Annotated in this window: 18 protein-coding genes; 14 read left to right on the plus strand and 4 right to left on the minus strand. The window is 67.2% G+C overall.

The genetic code is table 11. The features are described 5' to 3' along the window. The first annotated feature begins 669 nt into the window (after window positions 1-669). The 4 genes from HEB94_RS25990 (at window position 670) to HEB94_RS26005 (ending at window position 5,609) form a co-directional block, all read left to right on the plus strand. Complete coding sequence (locus HEB94_RS25990) at window positions 670-2,085, plus strand: IS1380 family transposase (protein WP_192752331.1); 1,416 nt, start codon at window positions 670-672, stop codon at window positions 2,083-2,085. Between the two features lie 151 nt (window positions 2,086-2,236). Continuing rightward, complete coding sequence (locus tag HEB94_RS53720; protein WP_337918010.1) at window positions 2,237-2,716, plus strand: SWIM zinc finger family protein; 480 nt, start codon at window positions 2,237-2,239, stop codon at window positions 2,714-2,716. Then, a complete protein-coding gene (locus HEB94_RS26000; RefSeq protein WP_192752332.1) occupies window positions 2,713-5,421 on the plus strand; it encodes a DUF6493 family protein in 2,709 nt (902 codons plus the stop codon). Before HEB94_RS53720 ends, HEB94_RS26000 begins: the two co-directional genes overlap by 4 nt. A 26-nt stretch (window positions 5,422-5,447) precedes the next feature. After that, window positions 5,448-5,609 carry a hypothetical protein gene (locus tag HEB94_RS26005; protein ID WP_192752333.1) on the plus strand — a complete coding sequence of 54 codons (162 nt, stop codon included), beginning with the start codon at window positions 5,448-5,450 and terminating at the stop codon, window positions 5,607-5,609. 97 nt (window positions 5,610-5,706) lie between these two features. On the opposite strand, the gene HEB94_RS26010 is transcribed toward HEB94_RS26005, so the two are convergent. Together HEB94_RS26010 and HEB94_RS26015 are read right to left on the minus strand one after the other, a co-directional pair. Next, window positions 5,707-6,369 carry a response regulator gene (locus HEB94_RS26010; RefSeq protein WP_192752334.1) on the minus strand — a complete coding sequence of 221 codons (663 nt, stop codon included), beginning with the start codon at window positions 6,367-6,369 and terminating at the stop codon, window positions 5,707-5,709. Next, window positions 6,366-7,133, minus strand: coding sequence for a sensor histidine kinase (locus tag HEB94_RS26015; protein ID WP_192752335.1), 768 nt, complete (start codon window positions 7,131-7,133; stop codon window positions 6,366-6,368). Before HEB94_RS26015 ends, HEB94_RS26010 begins: the two co-directional genes overlap by 4 nt. Window positions 7,134-7,328: 195 nt before the next feature. On the opposite strand from HEB94_RS26015, the gene HEB94_RS26020 reads away from it, so the two are divergent. The 3 genes from HEB94_RS26020 to HEB94_RS26030 all read left to right on the plus strand — a co-directional run bounded on the left by HEB94_RS26020 (window position 7,329) and on the right by HEB94_RS26030 (window position 11,197). Further along, the gene (locus tag HEB94_RS26020) at window positions 7,329-8,687 is read left to right on the plus strand and encodes an FAD-binding oxidoreductase (RefSeq protein WP_192752336.1); all 1,359 of its coding nucleotides are present in this window, start codon (window positions 7,329-7,331) and stop codon (window positions 8,685-8,687) included. 846 nt (window positions 8,688-9,533) lie between these two features. Next, complete coding sequence (locus tag HEB94_RS26025) at window positions 9,534-10,049, plus strand: GNAT family N-acetyltransferase (protein WP_192752337.1); 516 nt, start codon at window positions 9,534-9,536, stop codon at window positions 10,047-10,049. Between the two features lie 230 nt (window positions 10,050-10,279). Continuing rightward, window positions 10,280-11,197, plus strand: coding sequence for a phosphotransferase (locus tag HEB94_RS26030; RefSeq protein WP_192752338.1), 918 nt, complete (start codon window positions 10,280-10,282; stop codon window positions 11,195-11,197). 121 nt (window positions 11,198-11,318) lie between these two features. Here HEB94_RS26030 and HEB94_RS52720 read toward each other — a convergent pair whose 3' ends face one another. Beyond that, window positions 11,319-11,444, minus strand: a complete 126-nt coding sequence (locus HEB94_RS52720; protein WP_273376406.1) for a hypothetical protein — start codon at window positions 11,442-11,444, stop codon at window positions 11,319-11,321. Between the two features lie 325 nt (window positions 11,445-11,769). Here HEB94_RS52720 and HEB94_RS26035 point away from each other — a divergent pair, with 325 nt between their 5' ends. Both HEB94_RS26035 and HEB94_RS26040 read left to right on the plus strand, forming a co-directional pair. Beyond that, window positions 11,770-12,750: a phosphotransferase family protein gene (locus HEB94_RS26035; RefSeq protein WP_192752339.1), complete on the plus strand. Its 981-nt coding sequence runs from the start codon at window positions 11,770-11,772 to the stop codon at window positions 12,748-12,750. Between the two features lie 231 nt (window positions 12,751-12,981). After that, window positions 12,982-13,533, plus strand: a complete 552-nt coding sequence (locus tag HEB94_RS26040; RefSeq protein WP_192752340.1) for an ATP-binding protein — start codon at window positions 12,982-12,984, stop codon at window positions 13,531-13,533. 158 nt (window positions 13,534-13,691) lie between these two features. Here HEB94_RS26040 and HEB94_RS26045 read toward each other — a convergent pair whose 3' ends face one another. After that, window positions 13,692-14,717, minus strand: coding sequence for a phosphotransferase (locus HEB94_RS26045; RefSeq protein WP_192752341.1), 1,026 nt, complete (start codon window positions 14,715-14,717; stop codon window positions 13,692-13,694). A gap of 849 nt (window positions 14,718-15,566) precedes the next feature. Here HEB94_RS26045 and istA point away from each other — a divergent pair. The 5 genes from istA (at window position 15,567) to HEB94_RS26070 (ending at window position 23,374) form a co-directional block, all read left to right on the plus strand. Beyond that, window positions 15,567-17,117 carry an IS21 family transposase gene (istA, locus tag HEB94_RS26050; protein ID WP_192752342.1) on the plus strand — a complete coding sequence of 517 codons (1,551 nt, stop codon included), beginning with the start codon at window positions 15,567-15,569 and terminating at the stop codon, window positions 17,115-17,117. After that, a complete protein-coding gene (gene istB / locus HEB94_RS26055) occupies window positions 17,114-17,875 on the plus strand; it encodes an IS21-like element helper ATPase IstB (RefSeq protein WP_192752343.1) in 762 nt (253 codons plus the stop codon). Before istA ends, istB begins: the two co-directional genes overlap by 4 nt. A gap of 279 nt (window positions 17,876-18,154) precedes the next feature. Next, window positions 18,155-20,062, plus strand: a complete 1,908-nt coding sequence (locus HEB94_RS26060; protein WP_192752344.1) for a DUF3472 domain-containing protein — start codon at window positions 18,155-18,157, stop codon at window positions 20,060-20,062. A gap of 212 nt (window positions 20,063-20,274) precedes the next feature. Further along, window positions 20,275-21,690, plus strand: a complete 1,416-nt coding sequence (locus HEB94_RS26065; protein WP_192752345.1) for an IS1380 family transposase — start codon at window positions 20,275-20,277, stop codon at window positions 21,688-21,690. Window positions 21,691-22,405: 715 nt separating this feature from the next. Beyond that, entirely contained in the window at window positions 22,406-23,374 is a 969-nt protein-coding gene (locus HEB94_RS26070; RefSeq protein ID WP_192752346.1) for a LysR family transcriptional regulator, read from the plus strand. Window positions 23,375-23,532 lie beyond the last annotated feature (158 nt).

Here is a 23,532-nt window from a genome sequence, read left to right on the forward strand (position 1 = left end):
CCGTGAATAGTTGAGGTTAGGCGCACTTTCGTACTCGGCGATGATCATCAGCTTTACCCCGCGCTGAACACACGCCGCGACGGTCGACGGTCCAGCCGGGGATTGGAGACCAGGGTCCGCTGCACCTGGCCGTTGGTCTGGACGAAGTAGCAGTCTCGATGCTGGCCGGCACTGCCGTCGAGCACAGGGTGAAGCTTCCGCATCGGTGGTTGAAGGGATTCGCTGAGGTGCAGGTGGTAGCGGCTGCCATGGCGCCGCGGGTGGAGTTGGCTCCGGTCGAGGCGCGGCGCTTTCTGCAGTCCCTGCGCCGTAGCCAGGGACGGGGTCAGACGTGGGCTGTGCCGACCGGTCGAGGGCTCCGCCTCACTACTCGTCCGAGCTCCGGTGCTGTCTGCGTGTCGGGCCCGGAACGGCTGCACTTCCTGAACGCCATGTCGCGCTACTGTCGCGGACTGACCGTGTACGGCCTACCCGTCTCGGATGGCAGGCTGCCGACGTCGAGTGCTTGGCAGCTGATGCTGGATGATGCCGCGCTGGTCGTGGTGCTTAGCCTCAATCCGTGGACCGGGTGAGTGGGCCCTCGGCGCGGTAGCAGGGAAAGTGCCTTCTGGATCGGGAGAATCTGGAGTGTCGAAGTCCTGATCCAACCCGATCCAAAAGGCACTGGTAGTGAAGTTACCGTATGGGTGGTCGCGTGCGAGGCCGGTGTTCGATGATCCGAATCTGGTGTCGTGTGCGGGCTTGGTGCCGGTGATGGCGCTGGCTGAGCGGGCGGGCCTGTCGGAGTTGGTCTCCAGCCGTGTCGCGATCCGGACCACGACGGTGAGGTCGGCGGCGGTGAACCCGGCGGGCAAGCTGACTTCGATCGTCGCGGGGATGGCTGCCGGCGCGGACTGTATCGATGATCTGGATGTGATCCGCTCTGGTGGGATGCGTCGGCTGTTCGGCGGGGTGTATGCGCCGGCGACGTTGGGTCAGTTTCTGCGGGAGTTCACCCACGGCCACTGCATGCAGCTGGCATCGGTCGCCCGGGCGCACCTGGTCGGTCTTGTTCAGGCCAGCGGGCTGCTCCCCGGCATTGAGGATCAGGTGTTCATCGACATCGACTCACTGCTGCGCCCGGTTTATGGGCACGCCAAACAGGGCGGGAGTTTCGGGCACACCAAGATCGCCGGCCGGCAGGTGCTGCGCCGGGGCTTGTCACCGCTGGCGACCACGATCAGCACAACCCAGGGGGCGCCGGTGGTGGCTGGGATCCGGCTCCGCGCCGGGCGGGCCGCCTCGGGCAAGGGTGCGGCGAGCATGGTGGCCGAGGCGATCGCCACCGCCCGTGTCGCCGGCGCCAGTGGGGAGATCTTGGTGCGGGGCGATTCGGCGTATGGCAACCACGCCGTGGTCGCCGCGTGTGTGAAAGCAGGGGCGCGGTTCTCGGTGGTGCTGACCAAGAACCCGGCAGTGACCGCTGCGATCGCCTCCATCCCCGACGACGCCTGGACCCCGGTGCACTACCCCGGCGCGGTCACCGATCCCGACACCGGTGAGTTGATCTCCGACGCCGAGGTCGCCGAGACGGAGTTCACCGCGTTCACCTCCACCAAACACCCGGTCACCGCCCGGCTGGTCGTGCGCAGGGTCCGTGACCGAGCCCACGACCAGGCCGGCGATCAGGAGCTGTTCCCGGTATGGCGTCACCACCCGTTCTTCACCAACAACACCGAACCCACAGCCGATGCTGACATCACCCACCGTCGGCACGCGATCATCGAAACCGTGTTCGCCGATCTGATCGACGGGCCGTTGGCTCATCTACCCTCAGGACAGTTCGCCGCCAACAGCGCCTGGGCCATCTGCGCAGCCATCACCCACAACCTGCTCCGCGCCGCCGGCACCCTCACCAGCCCCCGCCACGCCACCGCCCGCGGCGCGACGCTTCGCCGCCACATCGTCACCGTCCCCGACAGAATCGCCCGCCCACAGCGCCGGCCCGTCCTGCACCTACCCGAGCACTGGCCCTGGGCGGAACAGTGGAACACCCTTTGGCACAACGTGTTCCGCCCCGCAACCGGCCCACCACGCGTCGCCTGAAACTACCCACCCGCCACCAAGGCCCGACCGGAGACCAAAGGAAAGCTGGGCAGACCAGCAGCCCCCGCCTGCCCACCCACCACCAACCACGAGCGACCCGCAACCAAAACCATCAACCCAGCGAGTCCACGGATTGAGGCTTAGTCCTGAGGTGACGCCCGGCTTCAGCGGCGAGGGTGGCGTACTCAAGGACCTTGCGGACGAGCAGGCGATCGGTGACGCGGACCTGCTCGCCGTTCATCTGGGCTGGGAACCAAGACTGGATCCGGTTCAGTTGTCGGCCTCCAGTGGGCTCGGGCTTGATCGGGTCCTGCGTGCCCTCGTCTGTCTTGGTGGGGCCGGCCGGGTTGGTTTTGACCTCGCGGCGTCGAGCTATTTTCACCGGGAGCTGCCGTATGACAGCGACATGATTCGGGGCATGCACCCCCGGCTTCGTGAGGCCAGCGCACTCGCCGAGGTCGGCGCGGTGCGTCGCGTGCGAGGGGGATTCGAGGTGAAGACGGAGGTGACCCATCGGGTCCGGTTGGACCGCAGCCCGCCGACGTGTACCTGCCGATGGTGGGGCAAGCACCAGGGACAACGCGGTCCCTGCAAGCATGTGCTGGCTGCCGAGCTGATCGAGGGGTCATGACACTGGTCGAGCAGGTCATGGACGCCGTCCGCCGCGACTGCGGCGCGACCGTCATGTCGCTGTTGGCGGGACGAACCGAGAAGGAACGTGCCGCGGTCGCCCGTGCGGTGAAGGAGTATGTCCGCGCACCAACGTTCCATGTGGATGGACTGAACACGGCGTTTGCGCTGGCCGTGTTGGGTTCGGTGAGTAGAGCCACTGGAGTCAGTCGCGAGCTCGACTGGGCGGGGCTTTCAGACGTGTCCGTGTCGATGGCCGTGGAGGTGCTGACCGATCGCAACCCCACCTGGCTCTCCGACCTGCCAACCGCCCTGCCAACCGCCCTGCTCGGCATGCGCCACGGCGACGAGTGGTGGCGTTTGGTACGCGAGCTCGTGCGACAAGGTGCCGTAGCTGCACCTGACGACCCGAACTACACCCTTCACATGGCGCACAGTCTCGGCCGACAGACCGTGGACCCCCGCGAGCCAAGTCTCGCGAAGCAGCTTCCCGATGATCCGGCCCTGCTGGAGGACGAGGTTCTTCGCCTCTTCCGGGTCGAAGGTGCGGGACCGCTCCTCCACGGCCATGACTATTGGGCTGTGAAGCGGGGCTTGGCCGATGAGGACCTGTGGGCCACCTGCCTCACGGGTTCCCTTCCCCGACAGAAGGCGATCGACCTGGCACTGTCGGCCCTGCGGCAGGACTGGCCGCCCCATCACGTGACCTGGTATGTGGACTTTCACCGGCGTCTCCAGCCCACAGCCGAGGAGATGACGTCCCGTCAGGACACCTATCGGGCCCTGCTGTCCGCGAGTGCCGGCAGGGCGGTCAAGCTGGCCCAGGATGCACTGCGCCGACTCCTTGCGGAACAGCTTCTTGACATCCATGCCTTCCTCGACGTCGCGGACGCGCCCCTGCATCACAGGGAGATGTCGGTCGCGATGGCACAGGTCGCACTCCTGCGAGCCGTGACTGGCGCAGTTCCCACACGGGCGCCAGCATGCGCCCGAGCGGTCGTTGCCGGGCTGATGCACCCACATCAAGCAGTTCAACAGGCGGCCGCCGAGGCGGTGCTGGCCATGAAGGTGGACTCCGACCCCCGAGTCGTGGCCGAGGTACGAGCCTGCCTCCCGGCGCTCGGAGGACGCGCGGCGGACATCCTCCTACCGGTCTTCGCTCAGTCAGAACGGGGATCTACCGTCCCCTTCGTCGAAGTTCCCGGACCCAGGAGCACTCCGCTCACCGTCCGGCCCACAGAACTGGCGCGGCTCGACCCCGACATGATCGAACCTGCCCTCGTCCATCTCCTCGAGGAAGCCGACGATCCACTCCTGGTCGAGCAGGTCCTCGACTTTGTGGCACGGCATGCAGACCGCCGGCCCACCAGTGAGGCATTGCTCGACCGGGCCAAGGCTCTTCAGTCCCGGCGTATCGGCGTGTACCGCGGTACGGACCTCTGTGCCGACCTCGCGCAGTTGGTCGCGTCCTGGATGATTGGGCAGGAGCCGGAGGAGTGGATTCGGCTGGACAGAGTGCCGCACTTCGACGGGCGGACTTTTGGCAGCCTGGCCGACGAGAACGCACCAGCGATCCTCCACCTTGGGACCATCGTCTCGTCCCGCCTTCGCGAACTCGCGGTCGTCGCGGCACACGGTCGTCCCCGGACGCTACTGGCGACACCGACCTACACCAACGCGACGATCAGCGCTGCTGACCTTCGTGCACGGTTGGACGAACTCGCCGGCGCGGGCCACGACCTGCTCCCGATGGACCTCGAAACCGCGGTTCTACGGGCCGGGCCCGCCGTCATGAGCGAACTCCTCGCCAACCAGCCGTCCGCCGACGTCGGCCTGGTCAGGGCCGCGACCGACATGACCCGCACACCAGCCTGGCAGCGACTCACCGGACCGCCGGGAGGTACGTCCAACCCCGTGCAGCCCCTCGCTCGCTATGACCGGTGCCCACCCGTGGTGGTCTGGCGGAACACGTCCGCACCGAACGGCTCGGCCGAACGGATCATTCCGTCACTCCTGGGCCTGCAGGATCCGCTGAGTCGGGCCGGCTACAGATGGGACGACAGCGACCCGCTGTATTCCCGGCGCCCTCACCAGATGGTGGCGTGCTGGCCACTGATTGCCCCGCATCACCTTGACATGGTGATGGCCCAGGCCCATCCGATGCTGTGCAGGAATGTATGGGAGGTGCGCGACGGCGCGGTGCCCCTGATCCAGAGCCTCGCCACAGTCACGGTTCCGCCCGGCGAGCCGACATGGAGCGCGCTCAGCCTGGCCCTGTCCGGCAAGAACCCCACGCTGCGAACCGCCGCTGTCGATGCGGTCGTCGGCCTTGTCTCAACCAACCTGCTCGACGGTGCCGCACTCGGACGGGTCAGTGCGCACCACGCCGCCGACAAGATGATCGTCGTTCAGCGGCTGCTCCGAAGCCTGGAAGAGGCCGCCAATGTCGACGCCGCATGCACCTGGCGTGTGTTGGACGTCCTGGCGGCATTGCTTCCGGGCCTGGTTGGTCACCGCGACCTCGGCAGGGCACTTTTGCTCACCGATGAACTCGCCCAACGATGCGGACGGACACTCGAACTACCCCACGAGCCGAGAGTCAGCCCAGCCGCTGCCAAGACCATCCAACGACTCGTTCAACGGACGCCGACCGGCACCACGACCCGCGCCGAAGCAGCCCGGCTCCTCACCGAGACCGCTCACTGACCTCGGTGTCCGACAGGCATCTCTGCGTGAGCAGCGCCTTGAGCTACGTTCTGGCGGAGCCCGTCGCCATCGAGGCCACCCGTATCGACGTCCTCTGCCTCGACGTCCTCTGCCTCGACGTTCTGCGGCTGAGCGAAGCCGCGCACGCGGTGGCGGCCGAACTGTTCCGTGCCTGCCAAACCCCCTGATGGCCTTGATAGTCGATGTCCACGCCGCCCTGACACCCGCCCGGCTCGGTTGTCGGCCTTGGGCTGCCGACGGCCGTCGGCCTGACGGACCCATCCTTCAGGCCGTGCGCGGCGCCACCAGCCCCGACTGGTAAGCGAAGACGACGAGCTGCGCCCGGTCGCGCGCCCCGAGCTTGGTCATCGCCCGGCTGACGTGGGTCTTTGCGGTCATCGGGCTGACCACCATGCGCTCGGCGATCTCGTCGTTGCTCAGCCCGTGGGCCACCAGCGCGACGACTTCGCGCTCTCGGTTCGTGAGCAGCCCCAGGTGCGCCGCGGGGAGCAGGTCGGCTGGCCGGGCCACGAACTCGCTGATCAGCCGCCGGGTGACGGCGGGGGAGAGCAGGGCGTCGCCACGCATCGTCACCCGCAGGGCCTGCAGTAGGTCCGCCGGCTCGGTGTCCTTGACGACGAACCCGGAGGCGCCGGCCCGCAAGGAGTTGAAGACGTACTCGTCGAGGCCGTAGTTGGTCAGCATCACCACGTGCACGTCGGCGAGCCGGTCGTCGTTCGCGATCTGGCGGGTCGCTTCGATGCCGTCCATCTCGGGCATCTGCACGTCCATCAGCACGATGTCGGGTAGGTGTTCGACCGCGAGGGCGACTCCCTCACTGCCGTTGGCGCCCTCCGCCACCACCTCGATGTCGTCCTCGGCGTCGAGCAGCGCACGAATCCCGGTTCGGATCAGCGGCTGGTCGTCGACCAGCACTACCCGGATCACGATGCCCCGTCCAGCGGAAGCTCGGCCAGTACCGTGAACCCGCGCGACGCGCCCGGCTCCGCCTGCAGGTGGCCGCTGAGGGCTGTGACACGCTCCCGCATCCCGACCAGCCCGTATCCGGGTACCGGCGGCTGCCGGGATCCGGTCCCGTCGTCGTCGATGCGGATAGTGAGAGTGCTTGCGCCGTACGTGATCTGCACCGAGGCGGTCGCTTTTCCCGCGTGGCGGGTGACGTTGGTCAGCGCCTCCTGCACGACTCGGTACGCCGCCTGGTCGACCTGCGGTGGCAGCGAATGCGGGTCGCCGTGCACCGTGTAGGTCGTCGGTAGCCCCGAGGATCGCGCCCGCTCCACGAGCGCCGGGAGCAGATCCAGCCCGCTGCCGTCCAAATCATCCTCGCGGCGCAGCACGTCGAGAGTCGCTCGCAGTTCGCGTACGGCGTCGCTGCTGGCCTCCTGGATCGCCAGCAGCGCATCGGACGGCTCCTCACCGTTCTTGCGGGCCAGATGGGCCGCGACGCCGGCCTGCACTTTGATCACGGAGATGCTGTGGGTCAGCGAGTCGTGCAGCTCGCGCGCGATGCGGAGCCGCTCCTCCACCGCTCGGCGGCGGGCCACCTCGTCACGGGTGCGCTCGGCCTCCTCCGCGCGGCGCTCCACCTCGCGTAGGCGTGCGTGCCACTGGACCGCGGCGACCACACCGACTGCGGCCGACACCAGCCAGCCTGTTGTGTAGAGCCTCCGCCATCCGCGATCCGTCCGCATGGCCTCGATCGTAGAGCCGCGACCGGCGTCCACGCGCCCCGCCGAGGGAGTACGCGGCGCCTACTCCGTGTGCGGTATCCGCCGGGCCGATGACCTGCGCGGCCGGTAGTCGGAAGTGCCAACCCTCGGACGATGCCGGCAGGCGCGGATTCCCGAACGATCGAATGCACCGATTCCACGACCGAGGAGAGACCGATGAGCCTGCAGCACACAGACCTGGCCGTCGAGACCCTGCGACCCGGCGATGACGGGTACGACGCTGCGGCGCGGGCCTTCTTCGCGACCGGTGACCCGGCGCTGGTGGTTCGCCCCCGCGACCCGGACGAGGTCGCGGCCGCGCTCACTCACGCCGTACGCCACGACCTGGCGGTGTCGGTGCGGTCGGGCGGGCACAGTCCGGTCGGCCACAGCACCAACACCGGCGGGATGGTAATCGACCTGGCGCATCTGGACGACGTCGAGGTCCTCGACCCGGGGCGCCGGCTCGTACGCGTCGGCGGCGGCGCGACCTGGGGGAGGGTGGCCGCGGCGCTCGATCCGCACGGCTGGGGCCTCACCGCCGGCGACACGACCAGCGTCGGCGTCGGCGGCCTCACGCTGGGCGGCGGGGTCGGTTGGATGGTCCGCCGGCACGGCCTGGCGATCGACAACCTGAGCGGCGCACGGATCGTCACGGCAGGCGGACAGCTGCTCACGACCTCAGAGGACGAGCACCCCGACCTGTTCTGGGCACTACGCGGCGGCGGCGGCAACTTCGGCATCGTGGTCGACTTCGACTTCGTCGCCCAGCCGGTCACCACCGTGCACTTCGGGTCGGTGGCCTACCGGCTCGACAACCCGGCCGACCTGCTCCGTCGGTGGCGCGACGCGATGCGGGTCGCGCCGGACGAGCTGTCCACCACCCTGGTCCTGATGCCCACGATGCCCGGGGCGCCTCCGTCCGCGATGGTGCTGCTTTGTTACGCCGGCGAGCCCGTCGCCGCGGTGGGTGACATCGACGCCGCGATCAAACCGCTGCTCGAGCTGGGAACGGTGACTGAGACGAGCATCTCCGAGCGCCGGTACTCCGAGATCCTGGAGGATGCAGCGCACCCGCAGGGCCTTCGGTTGGTCGCCCGCAACACCCTGGTGCCGACCCTCGACGACGTCGTGATCGCGGCGATCGACCGTCTCCACAACACTCCGGGTCCCACGGCCATCGCGGTGCGGAGCCTGGGCGGGGCGTTCGGCCGGGTGCCGACGGATGCCACGGCGTTCGCCCACCGCGACGCGGAGGCGATGGTCGTTTGGGGGGCAATGCTCTCCGAGACGGCAACCGACGCCGAGGTCGAGCGAGCGCTCGTTCCTTGGCGTGCCGTCGCGGCCCACGGCACCGGTACGTACATCAACTTCCAGGGCTCGGCGACCGCCGACGACCTCGCTTCGGCGTATCCGCCTGCGACGTACGCCCGTCTGGCCGCGGTCAAGCGCGTCTACGACCCCGACAACCGGTTCGCGCTCAACCACAACATCGAGCCGGCTTCGGCCGAGCAGGCTGGGTGTCCAGCGGCCTGACTCCAAACCGCTCGAACGTCATCAACCAGCAGCAACCATCGACTCCCTGACCGCGCAGCAGACATGAGCGACACCACCGACGCTGAACGGCCGCCACTGGGAATCCGGCTGCCCAATGCCCTGGGAAGGGAGCCGGACTGGTAAACGGTGACGGCCGAGGGCATGGTCACCTCCCGCAACGCAAAGAACGCAAGCGGGCGTCCCCTCTGGCACGGGTGATCACCGAACTTCCTGCCACTCGATCGTGGCGCCGCGATCGAGTGGCAGGAGGAATCCCTGCCCGGCCGCAGGCTTAAGGTCCAGGGTGCCCCGGCCGTCGCCTGGCGCGGTTCCAGTGGCGCCGACCGTGGGCCGTCCGTGCTCCACATACACGGCGGCCTGACGATGCTTGTCAAGCCGTCCCGTGTGACGGCAGGGAGCTGGCTCCATGCTGGAGAGAGGACCGGGAGGTTTGAAGGGCACGCGCAGCCGCGGCCAAATCCGTAGCGAGTCACCCGACAGCACCGGCTCCGATCCTGACGGCAGTCCACCCAGAACCGCCGACACGACACTCAGAGATCCGTAGGAGCGGGCACCGTGATCACGATCTGCTCGTTCGCGCTCTGGTGCTCGTCGGCCTGGTGCTCTCGTCGCCCAGTGTTGCAGCTCGTTGGGGTCAGGCTGCGGTTAAAGCTGGCGGGTGGGGAGTCTCACGTGTGAATATGTGCGGATGGTCCGGGGCTGCTCGTAGGACCGCTCGACGCCGCATGCCTGACCACGGGGTCGGGCTAGGCCCATCAGGCGCCGGCCTGCGGGACTTTGCCTAACTCTGTTGCCGCAACCGCGGCGCCCGACTCAGACTGTGCCGTGCTGATTCGACGTGAAACGCCGACTGATGTACCCGCCGTACGGGCTGTCACCGCCGCCGCGTTCGCCAGGCCGGATGACCCGGTTCCTCTCGAGGTCACACTCCTGGACCGACTACGTGTCTGCGCTGGCTGGCTTCCGTCACTGTCGCGCGTGGCGGTCGGCGACCAGGAGAAGGTGATCGGGCATGTGGTCTGTACCCGTGGATACGTTGACGCCGTGCCCGCGCTGGGTCTCGGACCGATCAGCGTGCACCCCGATCACCAGCGTCGGGGTGTCGGCCTTGCACTTGTGCACTCCGTGCTCGGCGCAGCGGACGCCATGGGCGAACCCCTTGTCGCGCTTGTTGGTAGCCCGGAGTACTACGGCCGGTACGGGTTTCGGACCAGCACGGACTACGGCATTACCCCACCAGACCCTGCCTGGGGCGACCACTTCCAGGTCCGCACCTTGACCGCTTACGAGCCCAGCCTCCAGGGCGCGTTCGTCTTCGCGGAGCCGTTCAACCATGTCTGATCCTTACCACGAATCGGTTCGAAGTCGTCCGGCCGCTTGACACGCACGCAGTTTGCGCGAAGCGGCATCGTTCGACGAGCCCTGCCGATTGGCCGGCGACGAGTTGCCGTCCCCATGTGTTGCAGATGATGCATAGTGCTGGCCGGCGCCTCTGGTGTAGTCGAGCCTGAGCCCTTCCGGTAGCGGGCCCGCATGCGGTCTACGACACAACGGGGAGAGGCGACAACACCGTGGACGACGAAGCGCCGTTCGACCCGGACCAGGCCGATCGGCTGGTGGGTAGGGAGTACGACCTCGGAGCGCCGAGCGGCATCCGACTGATGAACTCCGGCGGGAACGACACCTATGCCGTAGAGATCAGCGGGGTTCGGTACGCGTTGCGGATCTACGGCCGACACAGGTGGTACGTCTCCGGACCTGACGACTACCGGTTCGAACTCGGGCTACTCGATCACCTGCACGCCGAAGGAGTCCCTGTCTCGGTGCCGATCCGACGCCGGGACGGTGACCCGCTGGGCCGAGTGCCTACCACCGACGGCGACCTCTACTTCAGTCTGTTCTCGTGGGCACCGGGTGCTCCTGGGCACACCGACACCCTGACAAAGCCGCAGGCCTACCTTCTCGGCCAGACGCTCGCCGCTATCCATGTGACGGCCGACCGTTACAAGCCCGAACCCGGCCATCGCCGTTACGCCCTCGACGAACGAACCCTCCTGGACAGGTTCGTCCAGGAGCTCGAACCGTCCCTTGGGCAAGACGACGCCAGCGACGTCGCGTTCATCAGGTCGCAGATCACCGATATTCGCCGCCGCATCCGGGCCTTCGACCCGGGGCCAGGGGGCTGGGGCATCGTGCACGGCGACGTGCAACCCCTGAACCATCACTTCACCGAGGACGGACAGATCACCTGGTTCGACTTCGACCTGTGCGGGTACGGCTGGCGCGCGTACGACATCGCGTACTACTACACCCGCATCCCTAGCCCCCTCAGAGCGCCCGTCGTCGAAGGCTACGAGTCCATCCGCCCGCTCAGCCGCACCGAGCACAAGATGCTGCCCACCCTCGGACGGCTAGCCTGGATCCGAGAAGGGCTGCGTTCCAAGATGCTCGTCAAACGACTGCATGAGCCCTACATGTCGTACCAGTAGAGATTTGAAGTCCAGCACTACATTCAGCCGTAGCCATGCTCGGAGCCTGAGGGGTGCAAGGCTCGACAGGTCGACCGTACGGCTTGGCCTCGTGCTGCCTCGCACTCGCCGCTCGAATCTATCATCGGGCCGGCCTCCCGAGGGTGTGCTGGTCGTCCGCGTTGGCGAGCCTGATCGCCGCTGCGGCGAGCAGGGGCCGCGCCTCAGCGGCGTAGTTGACGTCGGGGATGGTGATGCTCTCGGTCATGCTTCGGAATCCCTTCCTTGGGGGCGAATCATTCGAGCTAGGCCCTGATGCGAGCTGAGCTCGTGGCAATGATCATGCGCGTAGACCTCGGGGGCTTGCGTAAGAGAAGCAAGACAGGCACCTCTGAAAAGTCGGTCGCGGACCATCTCGCGGTTGGAGCGCACCTCTTCGCCGCCCATCATCAGGCGCACACTTCACGAGGCCGCTGTCGCTTTGGGGCCAAAGCCAGTTGGCGCGGTAACGAGCCAAACGTCGCTGAAGGGGGCTGTAGGTGGCCGGTCAAAAACCTTTGCACTGTGGGCGTCGGGCTGTTGGAATTGCCGGCATGCCGTTGGGCTCGTATGTGGAGTGGCAGCACGCTCAGGTGAGTACGCCACGCTCGGTGTTGGCCGAGCTCGTACGCCGTGCTGTGGGAACCGGGATCGACCGGGTGGATCGGATCGTGGAGGGGTACTCGAACGAGGTCTACCGGGTCCGGTGTGCCGAGGGGCAGGATGTGGTGGTCCGGATCCGCCGGTTTGACGACGACATCTCCTTGGCTATCTCGGCGGGTGAGGCCGGGGCGATCGAAAGGGCCCGTGCCGCCGGCGTGCCCGCCCCGGAGATCCTGCTCCTCGACACGGTGCGGATCGACGGCTCTGAGTTTCCCGTCATGGTGCAGCGCACCGTGCCCGGCCGGCCGCTCGGCGAGGTAATCGATCGCCTGTCGGAGCGGCAACGGGACGACGTGCTCGTCGAGATCGGCGAGCTGATTGCCCGAATCAATGGGATCCATGTCGATGACGAACGCGACTGGTCGACCGCGATGGCGGCCGACCTGGCTGACCGACATGCGGAACGGGACAAGATCCTCGCCGGCGGGTTCTCGGCGCCTCAGTTCGACCGGATGCTCGACCTGCTGGAGGGATACGTCCGCGACTTTCCCTGTGAGCAATGGGTGCTGTGCCATGGGGACCTCAGCCCGAAGCACATCTTCGTGACCGGTGACGGAAGGGACGGCGCGGCCGTACGGGTGAGCGGGATCATCGACTTCGGCGATTGGAAGCCCGGTGCCCCGGTCCACGACCTGGCCGTGCTCCGGGTTCGTGGCCCGCGGCTGGACCTGCCACCACTTCTCGCCGGCTACGGCGCGCCGGCTGACCAGACGTACCGGCGGCAGTTGGACCTGCACACACTGATCATCGCGCTGTCTTCGCTGGAGATCGGCGTCGATGAGGACGACCAGGCCTGCATCGAGCGCTCAGGCCACCTGATCCGCGCACTGGTCGCCGACCTCGACGACCTAGAGGCCAGGCCGCACAAATGAATAAGCCCAAGCCAGCCCTGCAGTCGTCTGCATCGCACCTTCGCGGCGAGACGCCGTGGCCTTGGGCCGGCGTCGGACGGACGGACGTTGGTGGGCGTGGGGAGCTTGGAACAAGCTCCCGGGCATGATCGGCTTGACCTGGCCCCGGCGCGAGTCGCTGGTAGCGTCGTGGCGACGGCACCGTGGCACAACACGACACACGACTGGGCGGTCAGGGTGGATCTCGCGCACTTGACCGCGATTCGACAGGACCCTGCCGGGTTCGCACCGACCGGCGCGATCCACCTGTCGCTTGAGGTCCTCGCCTATGTTGCGGACGAGGCGGCATGTGGTCACGGCGGCGGGTGTCGGGTCTCGTTGTTTCCAGACGGCTCGATCTCGATTGCTGACGATGGGCGGGGCACCGACACCCGCCGTGATCCGAACGGTCTTGTCGTGAAGAAGCCGGTTCTGAGCAGCAAGGACATTCGGTTCTTCGATTCGCCGCGGGCGCAGCTTCTGCCTGATGGACACTCGCGGCGCGGGATGTCTGTCGTCGCCGCGCTCAGCGGATGGCTCGTGCATGTCAATCGTCGCGACGAGGGCTCATGGAGTCAGCGCTATGAGCACGGCGTGCCGGTGACGGACCTCCTGCCGATCTCCGACGACGAGGCGACTGGGACGACCGTCCACTTTCGACCGGATCCTCGGTTGCTCGATCCGCAGGTCGGTCCGGACGAGATCAGCCGCTTGGCCACGGCCTGGGCGAGCCTCAACGTCGAGACCCGTGACCTGCGCCTATAGGCCCCCAGTGGGGGAGCTGATCTACCGACATGCCGTCGCCGCGACCGGTGACCCGCGAGCGCTGCACCGAAATCGGGCGCCCCTGAGGTCTTCGATGAGTGCCGGTTGGACGTCAGCCGTCCGGGGCGACCCTCCAGGGCCGCCCGCAAGGGAAAACTCTATGCATCGGCCGCTGCGAGGAGCTGTTGCAGCGAGGAGCGTGTCATCGGTCGGTTGAGGAGGTCTGCGGCCTCGCTTTCGGAGAATGTGGCGTGGTCGCTGTCGGCGGAGCTGATGGCGGCGCAGATCCTGTCGTAGGTCCAGTTGAGGTATCCGGTCACGGCGACGGCGAAAGATGCTAGTTCGAGTTTGGGCCATTGGCCGGCGGCTTCGACATAGCCGTCGCGGAACGATGTGATCGCCTGCTGGTTGGTCGATGGATGCAGGGTCCAGTCCCTGAGTGCGCATCCGAGTTCGAGTTCGGGTGTGAGTGAGCCGGCGAGGTCCCAACCGGTGGCGACGAGTTCGTCGTTGTGGCCCATCCGGACCGCTTCGGGATTGAGGCTGCGGTGGCAGAGGATGAGCTCGTCGCCGATGGTGACCTCGATCGTGCTCAGCTCGTCCAGCGTCGGGAGGGCCTCCTGGAGCTGATCTGCCCACGGCTTGTGAGCTGCCCGGGCCTCATCGAGGAGTGCGTGCCATGAAGCTTCGGGACGCCGCGAGGTCAGGTGCGGGTGGACGGGCGCCTCGCTGGGGATGGCCAGGGAGTGCAGTGTCCCGAGGATCGCACCGGCCCGACGAGCCACGTTCGCTGCGATGGGGACCATCGGCGAGGGTCCCACCTTGATCCACTCCTGTACCCGCCAGGCCTGTTCCTGCACTGTTTCGATCAGCCGACCCTGGCGGCTGCGGACGGGGACCGGTGCGGCGACACCGGCGGCAACCGCGGCATCGCACAGCCGTGCACCGAGTTCTGCCTGTTCCTCGCTGACCCAGTCCCAGACGGTGACGGCCAACCAGCGGCCGCGGTCTGTCTTGATCGACCAACTGCGTCCTCCCGGCGTGTATGAGACCGGCGACGGCGCCTCGGTGACCCTGCCGAGGTCGTAGACGCCGGACAGATCCTCGGCGAGCCCCTCGGGTGCGGTGGGTGCGTTCGCCGCTCGCTTCTTAACAGCGGACTTCAGCTCGTTCCAGTCGCGCATGCCATACTCCCGCGCCAACGAGGGCGGGGACTGATGTGCGGTGGAAGGTCCCCGCGTGCATCGTGTGTGCTGTCTTCCGCTTCCCGCTCGTCGCGTGATGGTGCCTGGCGCACTGACGCCTTGGCGGCGGTGGGTCGGGGCGTCTCCGTCTGCCGGCTCCCCAGTAGGCCGGGATCAGGGCATTCGGCACTCATGAAACCAGGCACTATAGGTCCGGTCATCGCGGCACGCTAGCAGTGGTGCCTGCACCCGTTCCAAGGGTTTGCAAGTCGACCGACACTGCGGAAGGGTCAGCACCGGGACGTGCTCGAGCCCAGCCCGGCCGCGCGGTGGCAGCCACATCGACCTGCCGATGATGAAAGCGATCCTGACTCTCAACGAGTCGTTCGCTGGCTGCCCACCCATCGGCCTGACGTGCCCACCACCGATACGAGGCCCGCCACTGAAGCCACCCACGCGGGCGATCCGAGGTGCGCCGCCATCGGAGGCTACGACAACCGCGCCATGGACCTGCTCTCCCGCATGCTCCGGGGTGCGCCATGCCGACGATGCACCAGCCCCAGCGTCGCGCGGTACTGAGCGGCAGCAGTCCAACCGCGACCGGCGAGAGGCTCTCGGGGGCCATTCGTATCTGGGAATAACCGCCGCACGCATCTGCGGTCGGCCCGACGGTTTGTCCATGGCCATGAGAAAGTCCCCAGTGGTGGCCAGTTTTAGGTCCCCACTGGTGGCCAGGTAGAAGTCCCCGTTTCCTCGCTGCTGGTCCCGCGTGTCGGCCGGGGGTTGTGGCCCTGAGCGGTGACGGTGGCGGTGTCTAGCCAGTCACCGCACCGCTCAGGGAGCTCCCCATTGTTATCTGCGAGGGAACGTATGGACATCATCGCTGCTTACCGCGAGGTAGGCACGTATCGGGGCGCGGCCGCGATGTGCGGCGTGTCTCACAAGACCGTGAAACGGGTGATCGAGCGGCAGGAGGCCGGCGGGGACGTGGCCTCGGAGCGGGAGCCGCGCGGGCACAACTATGACGAGGTCGGCGACCTGGTGGCCAGACGGGTGGAGGCCACGAGCGGGAGGATCTCGGCCAAGCGGCTGTTGCCAGTGGCGGCCGCAGCAGGCTATGCCGGGTCGGCGCGGAACTTCCGGCGTCTGGTGGCGGACGCGAAAGGCCAATGGCGTAAGGACAATCACCGCGGCAGACGGCCCGGGGTGTGGGCGCCGGGGCAGCATCTGCTGATCGACTGGGGTGTCGAGCTCGGGGTGCACGTGTTCTGCGCGGTACTGGCCTGGTCGCGGTACCGGTTCGTCCGGTTCGCTCACGATGAGCGGGCCGAGACGACGCTGCGGCTGCTGGCCGAGTGCTTCGAATCCCTCGGCGGAGTCCCAAAGGTGGTGCTCGCGGACCGGATGGGCTGTCTGAAGGCCGGTGTCGTGGCGAATGCCGTGGTCCCCACGGGTGGGTATGTGCGGTTCGCCGCGCACTACCGGTTCCGCCCGGACTTCTGCGAGGCCGCCGATCCGCAGTCCAAGGGCATGGTGGAGAACCTGGTCGGCTACGCCAAGCGCGACCTGCTCATCCCGCAGGCGCCGTTCGCCGACCTTCCTGCGGCCAACACGGCCGCAGCCCAGTGGTGCCGGGAGGTCAACCAGGTAAGGCATGCCGAGATCTGCGCGGTTCCGGCCGAGCGGCTGCCAGCCGAGCGAGGGCTGCTAGGCGAGCTGCCCTCGCTACGTCCGAGCCTGGGGAGGGCGACCCTCCGGAAGGTCGACCGGCTCTCGTGTGTGCGATACGGCTCGGCCCGCTACTCCGTCCCGACTTCTTCGATCGGCGCGAGCGTGCAGATCATCTGTCACGCCGGCTCGGCGCCGGGCGGAGTCGGTGGCCGGTTGCTGGTCCTGGAACCGGGCACGGGGCAGGTGCTGGCAGAACATCGGCTGGTCGCACCGGGGGAGGCGAGCATACTCGACGAACACTACGGCGGCCCTCGCCCCGAGCTGCCCGCGCGGGCGGTGCGGGCCAAAACCCAAGCGGAGAAAGACTTCTGCGCGCTCGGGGACGTCGCCGAAGAGTTCATCAAGGGCGCAGCCGCGGCCGGGAACTCCCGCCTAGCCGCCGAGCTCGCCGACATCACCACGCTCGAAGCAGCACACGGCCGTCAGGCACTGCTGGCCGCGCTGAACCGGGCGGTGGCGTTCGGCCGGTTCAAGGCCGCCGACGTCCGCTCCATCCTGGCCACCGGCGCCGGTGCGCCCGAACCGGCCGAGCCCGGTGATGTCTTGATCCTGCCATTACCCGCTGTCCCGGTCCGGTCCCTGGCCGACTACGCCCTCACCACAGATGCCGAGCACAGCACTCCGGCCGAGCCCCGCAACACCAACCCCGCAAGGGAGATCATCTCATGACCGCGTCCAGCCCGCCTACCTTGGCCGCTGACCTGACCGAGGGACTGCGCCGCCTCAAACTAGCCGCGATCCGCAAACTCGCTCCCGAGCTGCTCCAAACGGCCAAGACCCAGCGCTGGACACCAGAAGAGCTACTCCGGACGCTGATCGAGGCCGAGATCACCGCCCGCGAGGCCTCCAACGCCCGCAACCGGCTCAAGGCCGCGGCCTTCCCCCTCGTCAAGACCCTCGAGGAGTACGACCTGACCGTTTCCTCCGTACCCAAAGGAACATTCGACTACCTCGCCAACCTGGAATGGATCCGTGCGAAAGAGAACACCTGCCTGATCGGACCGGCCGGCACCGGCAAGTCGCACCTACTCGTCGCGCTTGGCGTCGCCGCCGTCGAACAAGGCCACAAAGTCCGCTACCTCACCGCGGCCGAACTGGTCGAAACCCTCTACCGAGGCCTCGCCGACAACTCCGTCGGCCGTGTCATCGACACCCTCCTGCGCAACGACCTGATCATCATCGACGAGCTCGGGTTCGCACCCCTGGACGCCACCGGCACCCAACTGCTGTTCCGGTTCGTCGCCGCCGCCTACGAACGCCGATCCCTCGGCGTGGCCTCGCACTGGCCCTTCGAGCAATGGGGCCGGTTCCTACCCGAACAGACCACGGCGGTCAGTCTCCTCGACCGACTCCTCCACCACTGCAACACCGTGGTCACCGACGGCGAGAGCTACCGCATGCGACAAGCCCGACACACCAGGAGGTGAACGCCTCACCACAAGCTGATCAAACCCGAGGAACGGGGACTTTTAGATGGCCACCAGCGGGGACACGCACTTGGCCATTGACACGGTTCGGATGTCATCAGGTCGTTGCGGTGCAATGGCTGCCGCCCTTGCCAACCTCTACGACTGAACGCGACACACCAAGGAGCGACCAGCTCGGCGTCGGCGAGATGCCCTCGCTCGACCGATCCTGGACCGCAAATTGACCCGCGTGGCCGGACTCTGGTTTGGTCGGTGGACCCTCCCCGACGAGGAGTTCGGATGACTGGAGCAGGTCGTGTGGCTCGTCTTGGTGTTGCTGCTGGCCTGGTTGTCGGTGTCGTGATGGCCGGCCTTGTCGGGAGTGGTCCGGCCTCGGCGTCGCGCACCGACTCGCTCGCCGACATCCGCAACAACGTCTCGATCACCGACGCAGCCACCCATCAGCGCGGTCAACTCGACAGTGCCGGCAGCTCCTTCCGCGCCTCGGCGATGGCCGTGGCAGGGTACGGTCCCGGCGCGGAGGTCAGCGTGGACGGCATCGATTTCACCATGCCTGACGTCACGCCGGGCGAGCCCGACAACTTCAGCCCGAGCACGGCCGAAACGACGATCGGCGTGTCGGGCAGTGGCAATGCAATCGCCTTCCTCGGCACCGCGGGTGCCTTCTCCGGCCTCGACCTCACGGTGCATTACACCGACCGCTCCAGCGAACGGTTGTGGGTCGGGATGCCCGCCTACACCGACACCGCCGCCGACCCACTCGACCTGTCAACGATTGCTACCACCATCGCCGGCCGCAACACTACTGCAGCACCCGATGTTGATCTTGGAACCGACTATGCGGTCTTCACGACCGGCGTGAACATCGACCCGTCCAAGACGGTGCGCAGCCTCACCATGGCCAGCATCGGTTTGGTTCATCTGTACGACCTGGAGGTCACCACCGTCGAGGAGCCTTTCGTGGTCGACTCCGTGCTGGGCCGGACCCCCCAGCCGGAGGACGACGGTGTGGCGTGCGATCCTCGGGTCGAGGGCGAAGAGGTATGCGGGCCGTTCAACTACTGGGAGAACGCCGATCCCTCGACCCACCTGCGCTACTTCCCCGCCTCCGGGGTTGTGCCCGAAGGAGCGACCGCCTTCTACAACGAGATCACCGTGCAGTCGTCGGTTCCGTCGACGTACTTCATGACCAATGGCTACAGCGGCGGCTACTACGGCATCCAGGAACTTGGCGACGGCAGCAAGATCGCGATCTTCTCGATCTTCGGCCCCAACCGGGGCACGGTGCCGGACGACAAGCTGACCTCGAAGGTGCTGTACCGGATCGGCTATGGCGACTTCGTGATCCATGGTGAGTACGCGGGCGGCCCGAGCATCCGGATCCCCTTCGACTGGGAGGTCGGCAAGACGTATGCGACCATGATCACCAACCAGCCGGATGCGACGCCTGGCAATCATGCGCAGATCGTGACCGCATGGCTGAACACCGAACCGATCGGCCAACGTCCGAACTGGCTCAAGCTGATGACCGTCAAGACCGAGCGCCCGTCCGAAACGCCGCTTCAGATGACCGGGTTGTATTCCTTCCTCGAGGACTTCATCCGCGACGGGTCGTTCACCGAGGGACGGGTTCGTCAGGCCGCGTACGGCAATGCGGCGATCTACCACGCCCGCGGCGGATGGCGGCCGCTGAACCGGATCGGCTTCACCGGCCAACTCTCGGGCAAGTACACGATCCAGAACGACGCCTACCCGATGCCAGGCGAAACCTGCGTGATCACCGAGAAGATCACCGGCGGCGATATTCCGTTCGCCGACGTACGCAGCGGTTACGGCACGATCTGGGACACCACCAAGTGCGACCGACCCCGAAAGTTGCCGGCACCTTCCCTTGCCCCGTTGGCCATCAGGGCGCCGATCCAGCAGGCGACGACATTCCTCGACGTCGAGGCCTCTGTGGGCGGCGATCAACTTTCGGTGTCGACCGAGTTGCTGGCCAATGACGAGCCGGTGCAGGTGAGCGTCGACAGTACGGTGGTCTCGGCTGCCGATCTGGTCGCGTCATCGACCGGCACTCTCGATGTCGCGATCACGCTGGCCAACCCACTGGCACCGGGTCATCACGCCGTCGAGGTGAGCGGCCGGAGCAGTAACCTGACCGGCAGCACCACCATCACCGTCAAATGATCATGTGACCGGAGCCAACTCGTGGCCGAGGGGCTGCTCGCAGACCAGTCGACAAGGCCGAAACCCGCCGAGTGGACAGCGAGGGCCACTGAGCCTCAATCCGTGGACCGGGTGAGTGGGCCCTCGGCGCGGTAGCAGGGAAAGTGCCTTCTGGATCGGGAGAATCTGGAGTGTCTAGGTCCTGATCCAACCCGATCCAAAAGGCACTGAGAGTGAAACTACCGTACGGGTGGTCGCGGGCCACGCCGGTGTTCGATGATCAGAACCTGGTGTCGTGTGCGGGCCTGGTGCCGGTGATGGCGTTGGCCGAGCGGGCGGGCCTGTCGGAGCTGGTGGACGAGCGGGTCGCGATCCGGACCACGACGGTGAGGTCGGCAGCGGTGAACCCGGCGGGCAAGGTGACATCGATCATCGCGGGGATGGCTGCCGGCGCGGACTGTATCGACGATCTGGATGTGATCCGCTCTGGTGGGATGCGGCGGCTGTTCGGCGGGGTGTATGCGCCGGCGACGCTGGGCCAGTTTCTGCGGGAGTTCACCCACGGCCACTGCATGCAGTTGGCGTCGGTCGCGCGGGCGCATCTGGTCAACCTTGTCCAGGCCAGCGGGCTGCTGCCCGGTATCGAGGATCAGGTGTTCATCGACATCGACTCACTCCTACGCCCGGTTTATGGGCATGCCAAGCAGGGCGCGAGCTTCGGGCACACCAAGATCGCCGGCCGGCAGGTGCTGCGCCGGGGCTTGTCACCGCTGGCGACCACGATCAGCACCAGCCAGGGCGCGCCGGTGGTGGCCGGGATCCGGCTCCGCGCCGGACGGGCCGCCTCGGGCAAGGGTGCGGCGAGCATGGTGGCCGAAGCGATCGCCACCGCCCGTGTCGCCGGCGCCAGCGGGCAGATCCTGATGCGGGGCGACTCGGCGTATGGCAACCACGCCGTGGTCGCCGCGTGTGTGAAAGCAGGGGCGCGGTTCTCGGTGGTGCTGACCAAGAACCCCGCAGTCACCGCCGCGATCGCCTCCATCCCCGACGACGCCTGGACACCGGTGCACTACCCCGGCGCGGTCACCGATCCCGACACCGGTGAGTTGATCTCCGACGCCGAGGTCGCCGAGACGGAGTTCACCGCGTTCACCTCCACCAAACACCCGGTCACCGCCCGGCTGATCGTGCGCAGGGTCCGTGACCGAGCCCACGACCAGGCCGGCGATCAGGAGCTGTTCCCGGTATGGCGTCACCACCCGTTCTTCACCAACAACACCGAACCCACCGCGCAGGCTGACATCACCCACCGCCGGCACGCGATCATCGAAACCGTGTTCGCCGACCTGATCGACGGACCACTCGCACACCTACCCTCAGGCCGGTTCGCCGCCAACAGCGCCTGGGCGATCTGCGCAGCCATCACCCACAACCTGCTCCGCGCCGCCGGCACCCTCACCAGCCCCCGCCACGCCGCCGCCCGCGGCGCGACGCTGCGCCGCCACATCGTCACCGTCCCCGCCAGGATCGCCCGCCCACAGCGCCGGCCCGTCCTGCACCTGCCCGAGCACTGGCCCTGGGCCAAACAGTGGAAAACCCTGTGGCACAACGTGTTCCGCCCCGCAACCGGCCCGCCACGCGTCGCCTGAAACTAGCCACCCGCCGTCAAGGCCCGACCGGAGACCAAAGGAAAGCTGGGCAGACCAGCAGCCCCCGCCTGCCCACCCACCACCAACCACGAGCGACCCGCAACCAAAACCATCAACCCAGCGAGTCCACGGATTGAGGCTGAGGTCCGGCATTCCTGCGAGGAGAGGCAGCGGGTCTACGAACGGCCACGGCGAGCGGTGTGGCAGCGCGTGTGGTTCAGGTCGATGACGACGCCTGCATAGTGATCCAGACAGGTACGCTGCGGCGGTTATCCCGGGCTCCGGTGTCGACCAGATGCTGGCGACGGCGCAGCATCACTTTGATCGGACGGATCGCCCGCCTGGCCGTGGTCGCAAGTGCGGGCCAGTAGCCAACCGGCCATCTACCTGCGACTTTGCCCGCACGGTCAGCCCTACGGTGCTGCGGAAACCTCGCTAGTTGGCACCAGTTCGCACCCCATCCCGCACCCCGGACGGCCGAGCCGATGACCGCGGGCAAGGAGTGGTGCCGTGACCACCTGGTATCGGCGTAGACGACCAACGCCAGTGCGGCGCAGGGGTGTCTTCCACTGCGCCCCAACTGCATGCGCATGCGACTCCCGCGCGACAACCGATGTTCGGGTTTCTGATTCACACCGGCCGCACCGTCGCTGGATCAAACAACCGACTCCCGGGCGAGCCACAACCATCAGTTGGGCCCGCTTATGCTGAATCAATGGATACCGAGGCGGTGCGATCGTTCGTCCGCGCCGCCGAGTTCGGACAGCTGCAACACGCGGCCGACGAGCTCGGCGTAACGCAACAGGCCGTATCGAAGCGGATCGCGACCCTCGAGCGCGAGCTCGACGTCCGGTTGTTCACCCGCACCGCCCGAGGGGTCGAGCTGACACTCGACGGCCAAGCTTTCCTCCCGCACGCCCGGAACATCATCACGGGTGTCGATCGCGCCATCACCGCGATCAGACCGGGCTCGCGGGCCCTTCGGATCGACGTTCTCGGCCTGCGATCCGCGCAGGCCGTCGTCCTGCACGACTACTGGCGGGCGCATCCCGAAACCGACCTCGACGTGGTGACCCTCAGGGTCAACGACCCGCGCGTGGCCGTCGCCGCTGTCCAAGCGGGCGATATCGACGCCTCGTTCCGCTCGGTCACCGACCCGGCCACACTGCCGCGCGACGTGCAAATGATCCACGCGTTCGACTCACAGCTGGAACTTCTCGTCGGCCCGAGGCACCCGCTCGCCTCCGCACGAACACTGACACCCTCCCAGCTGCGCCAGCACCGGATCTGGGTGCCGGGTATCGCGCCGCGAAGCGAATGGGCAGAGTTTTACGATCAGCTCGCCACCGACTTCGACCTCCGCATTGATGCCGCGGGCCCGAACTTCGGCAACGAGGTACTCCTCGACATGCTCGCGGACTCCGCAGACGTGGCAACCCTCGTAGGCTCGCGCGACCGGTACATCTGGCCGACGAACCACGACCTACGCCGTATCCCGATCGTGAATCCGATGCTCGCATACCCGCTCTCGCTCATCTTCCCCCGAGCCAATCCACACCCAGGACTCCGGGCAATCATCAACCACTTCGGAAGCCTGGCACCGCTCCCTGAGACAGCCTGGCTCCCATCCTGGGCAACGACACGGCGCCGCAGCGACGGAAACATCGAATACACCCGACGCTAACGGTCGCTTCCAGCAGCACACTGCCGACACGACTAGCCGAACGGCAAGTGCTGGGATGACGTCATCGGCTCGAAAGCCGGCCCCAACGCCACGCCGACGCCAGCGATGGCCTATGAGCTGACGAACGGAGGCCAAGCGTTAGGCGGCAGCACGCCGTC

The organism is Actinopolymorpha pittospori, assembly GCF_014873875.1.
Classification (GTDB): Bacteria; Actinomycetota; Actinomycetes; order Propionibacteriales; family Actinopolymorphaceae; genus Actinopolymorpha; species Actinopolymorpha pittospori.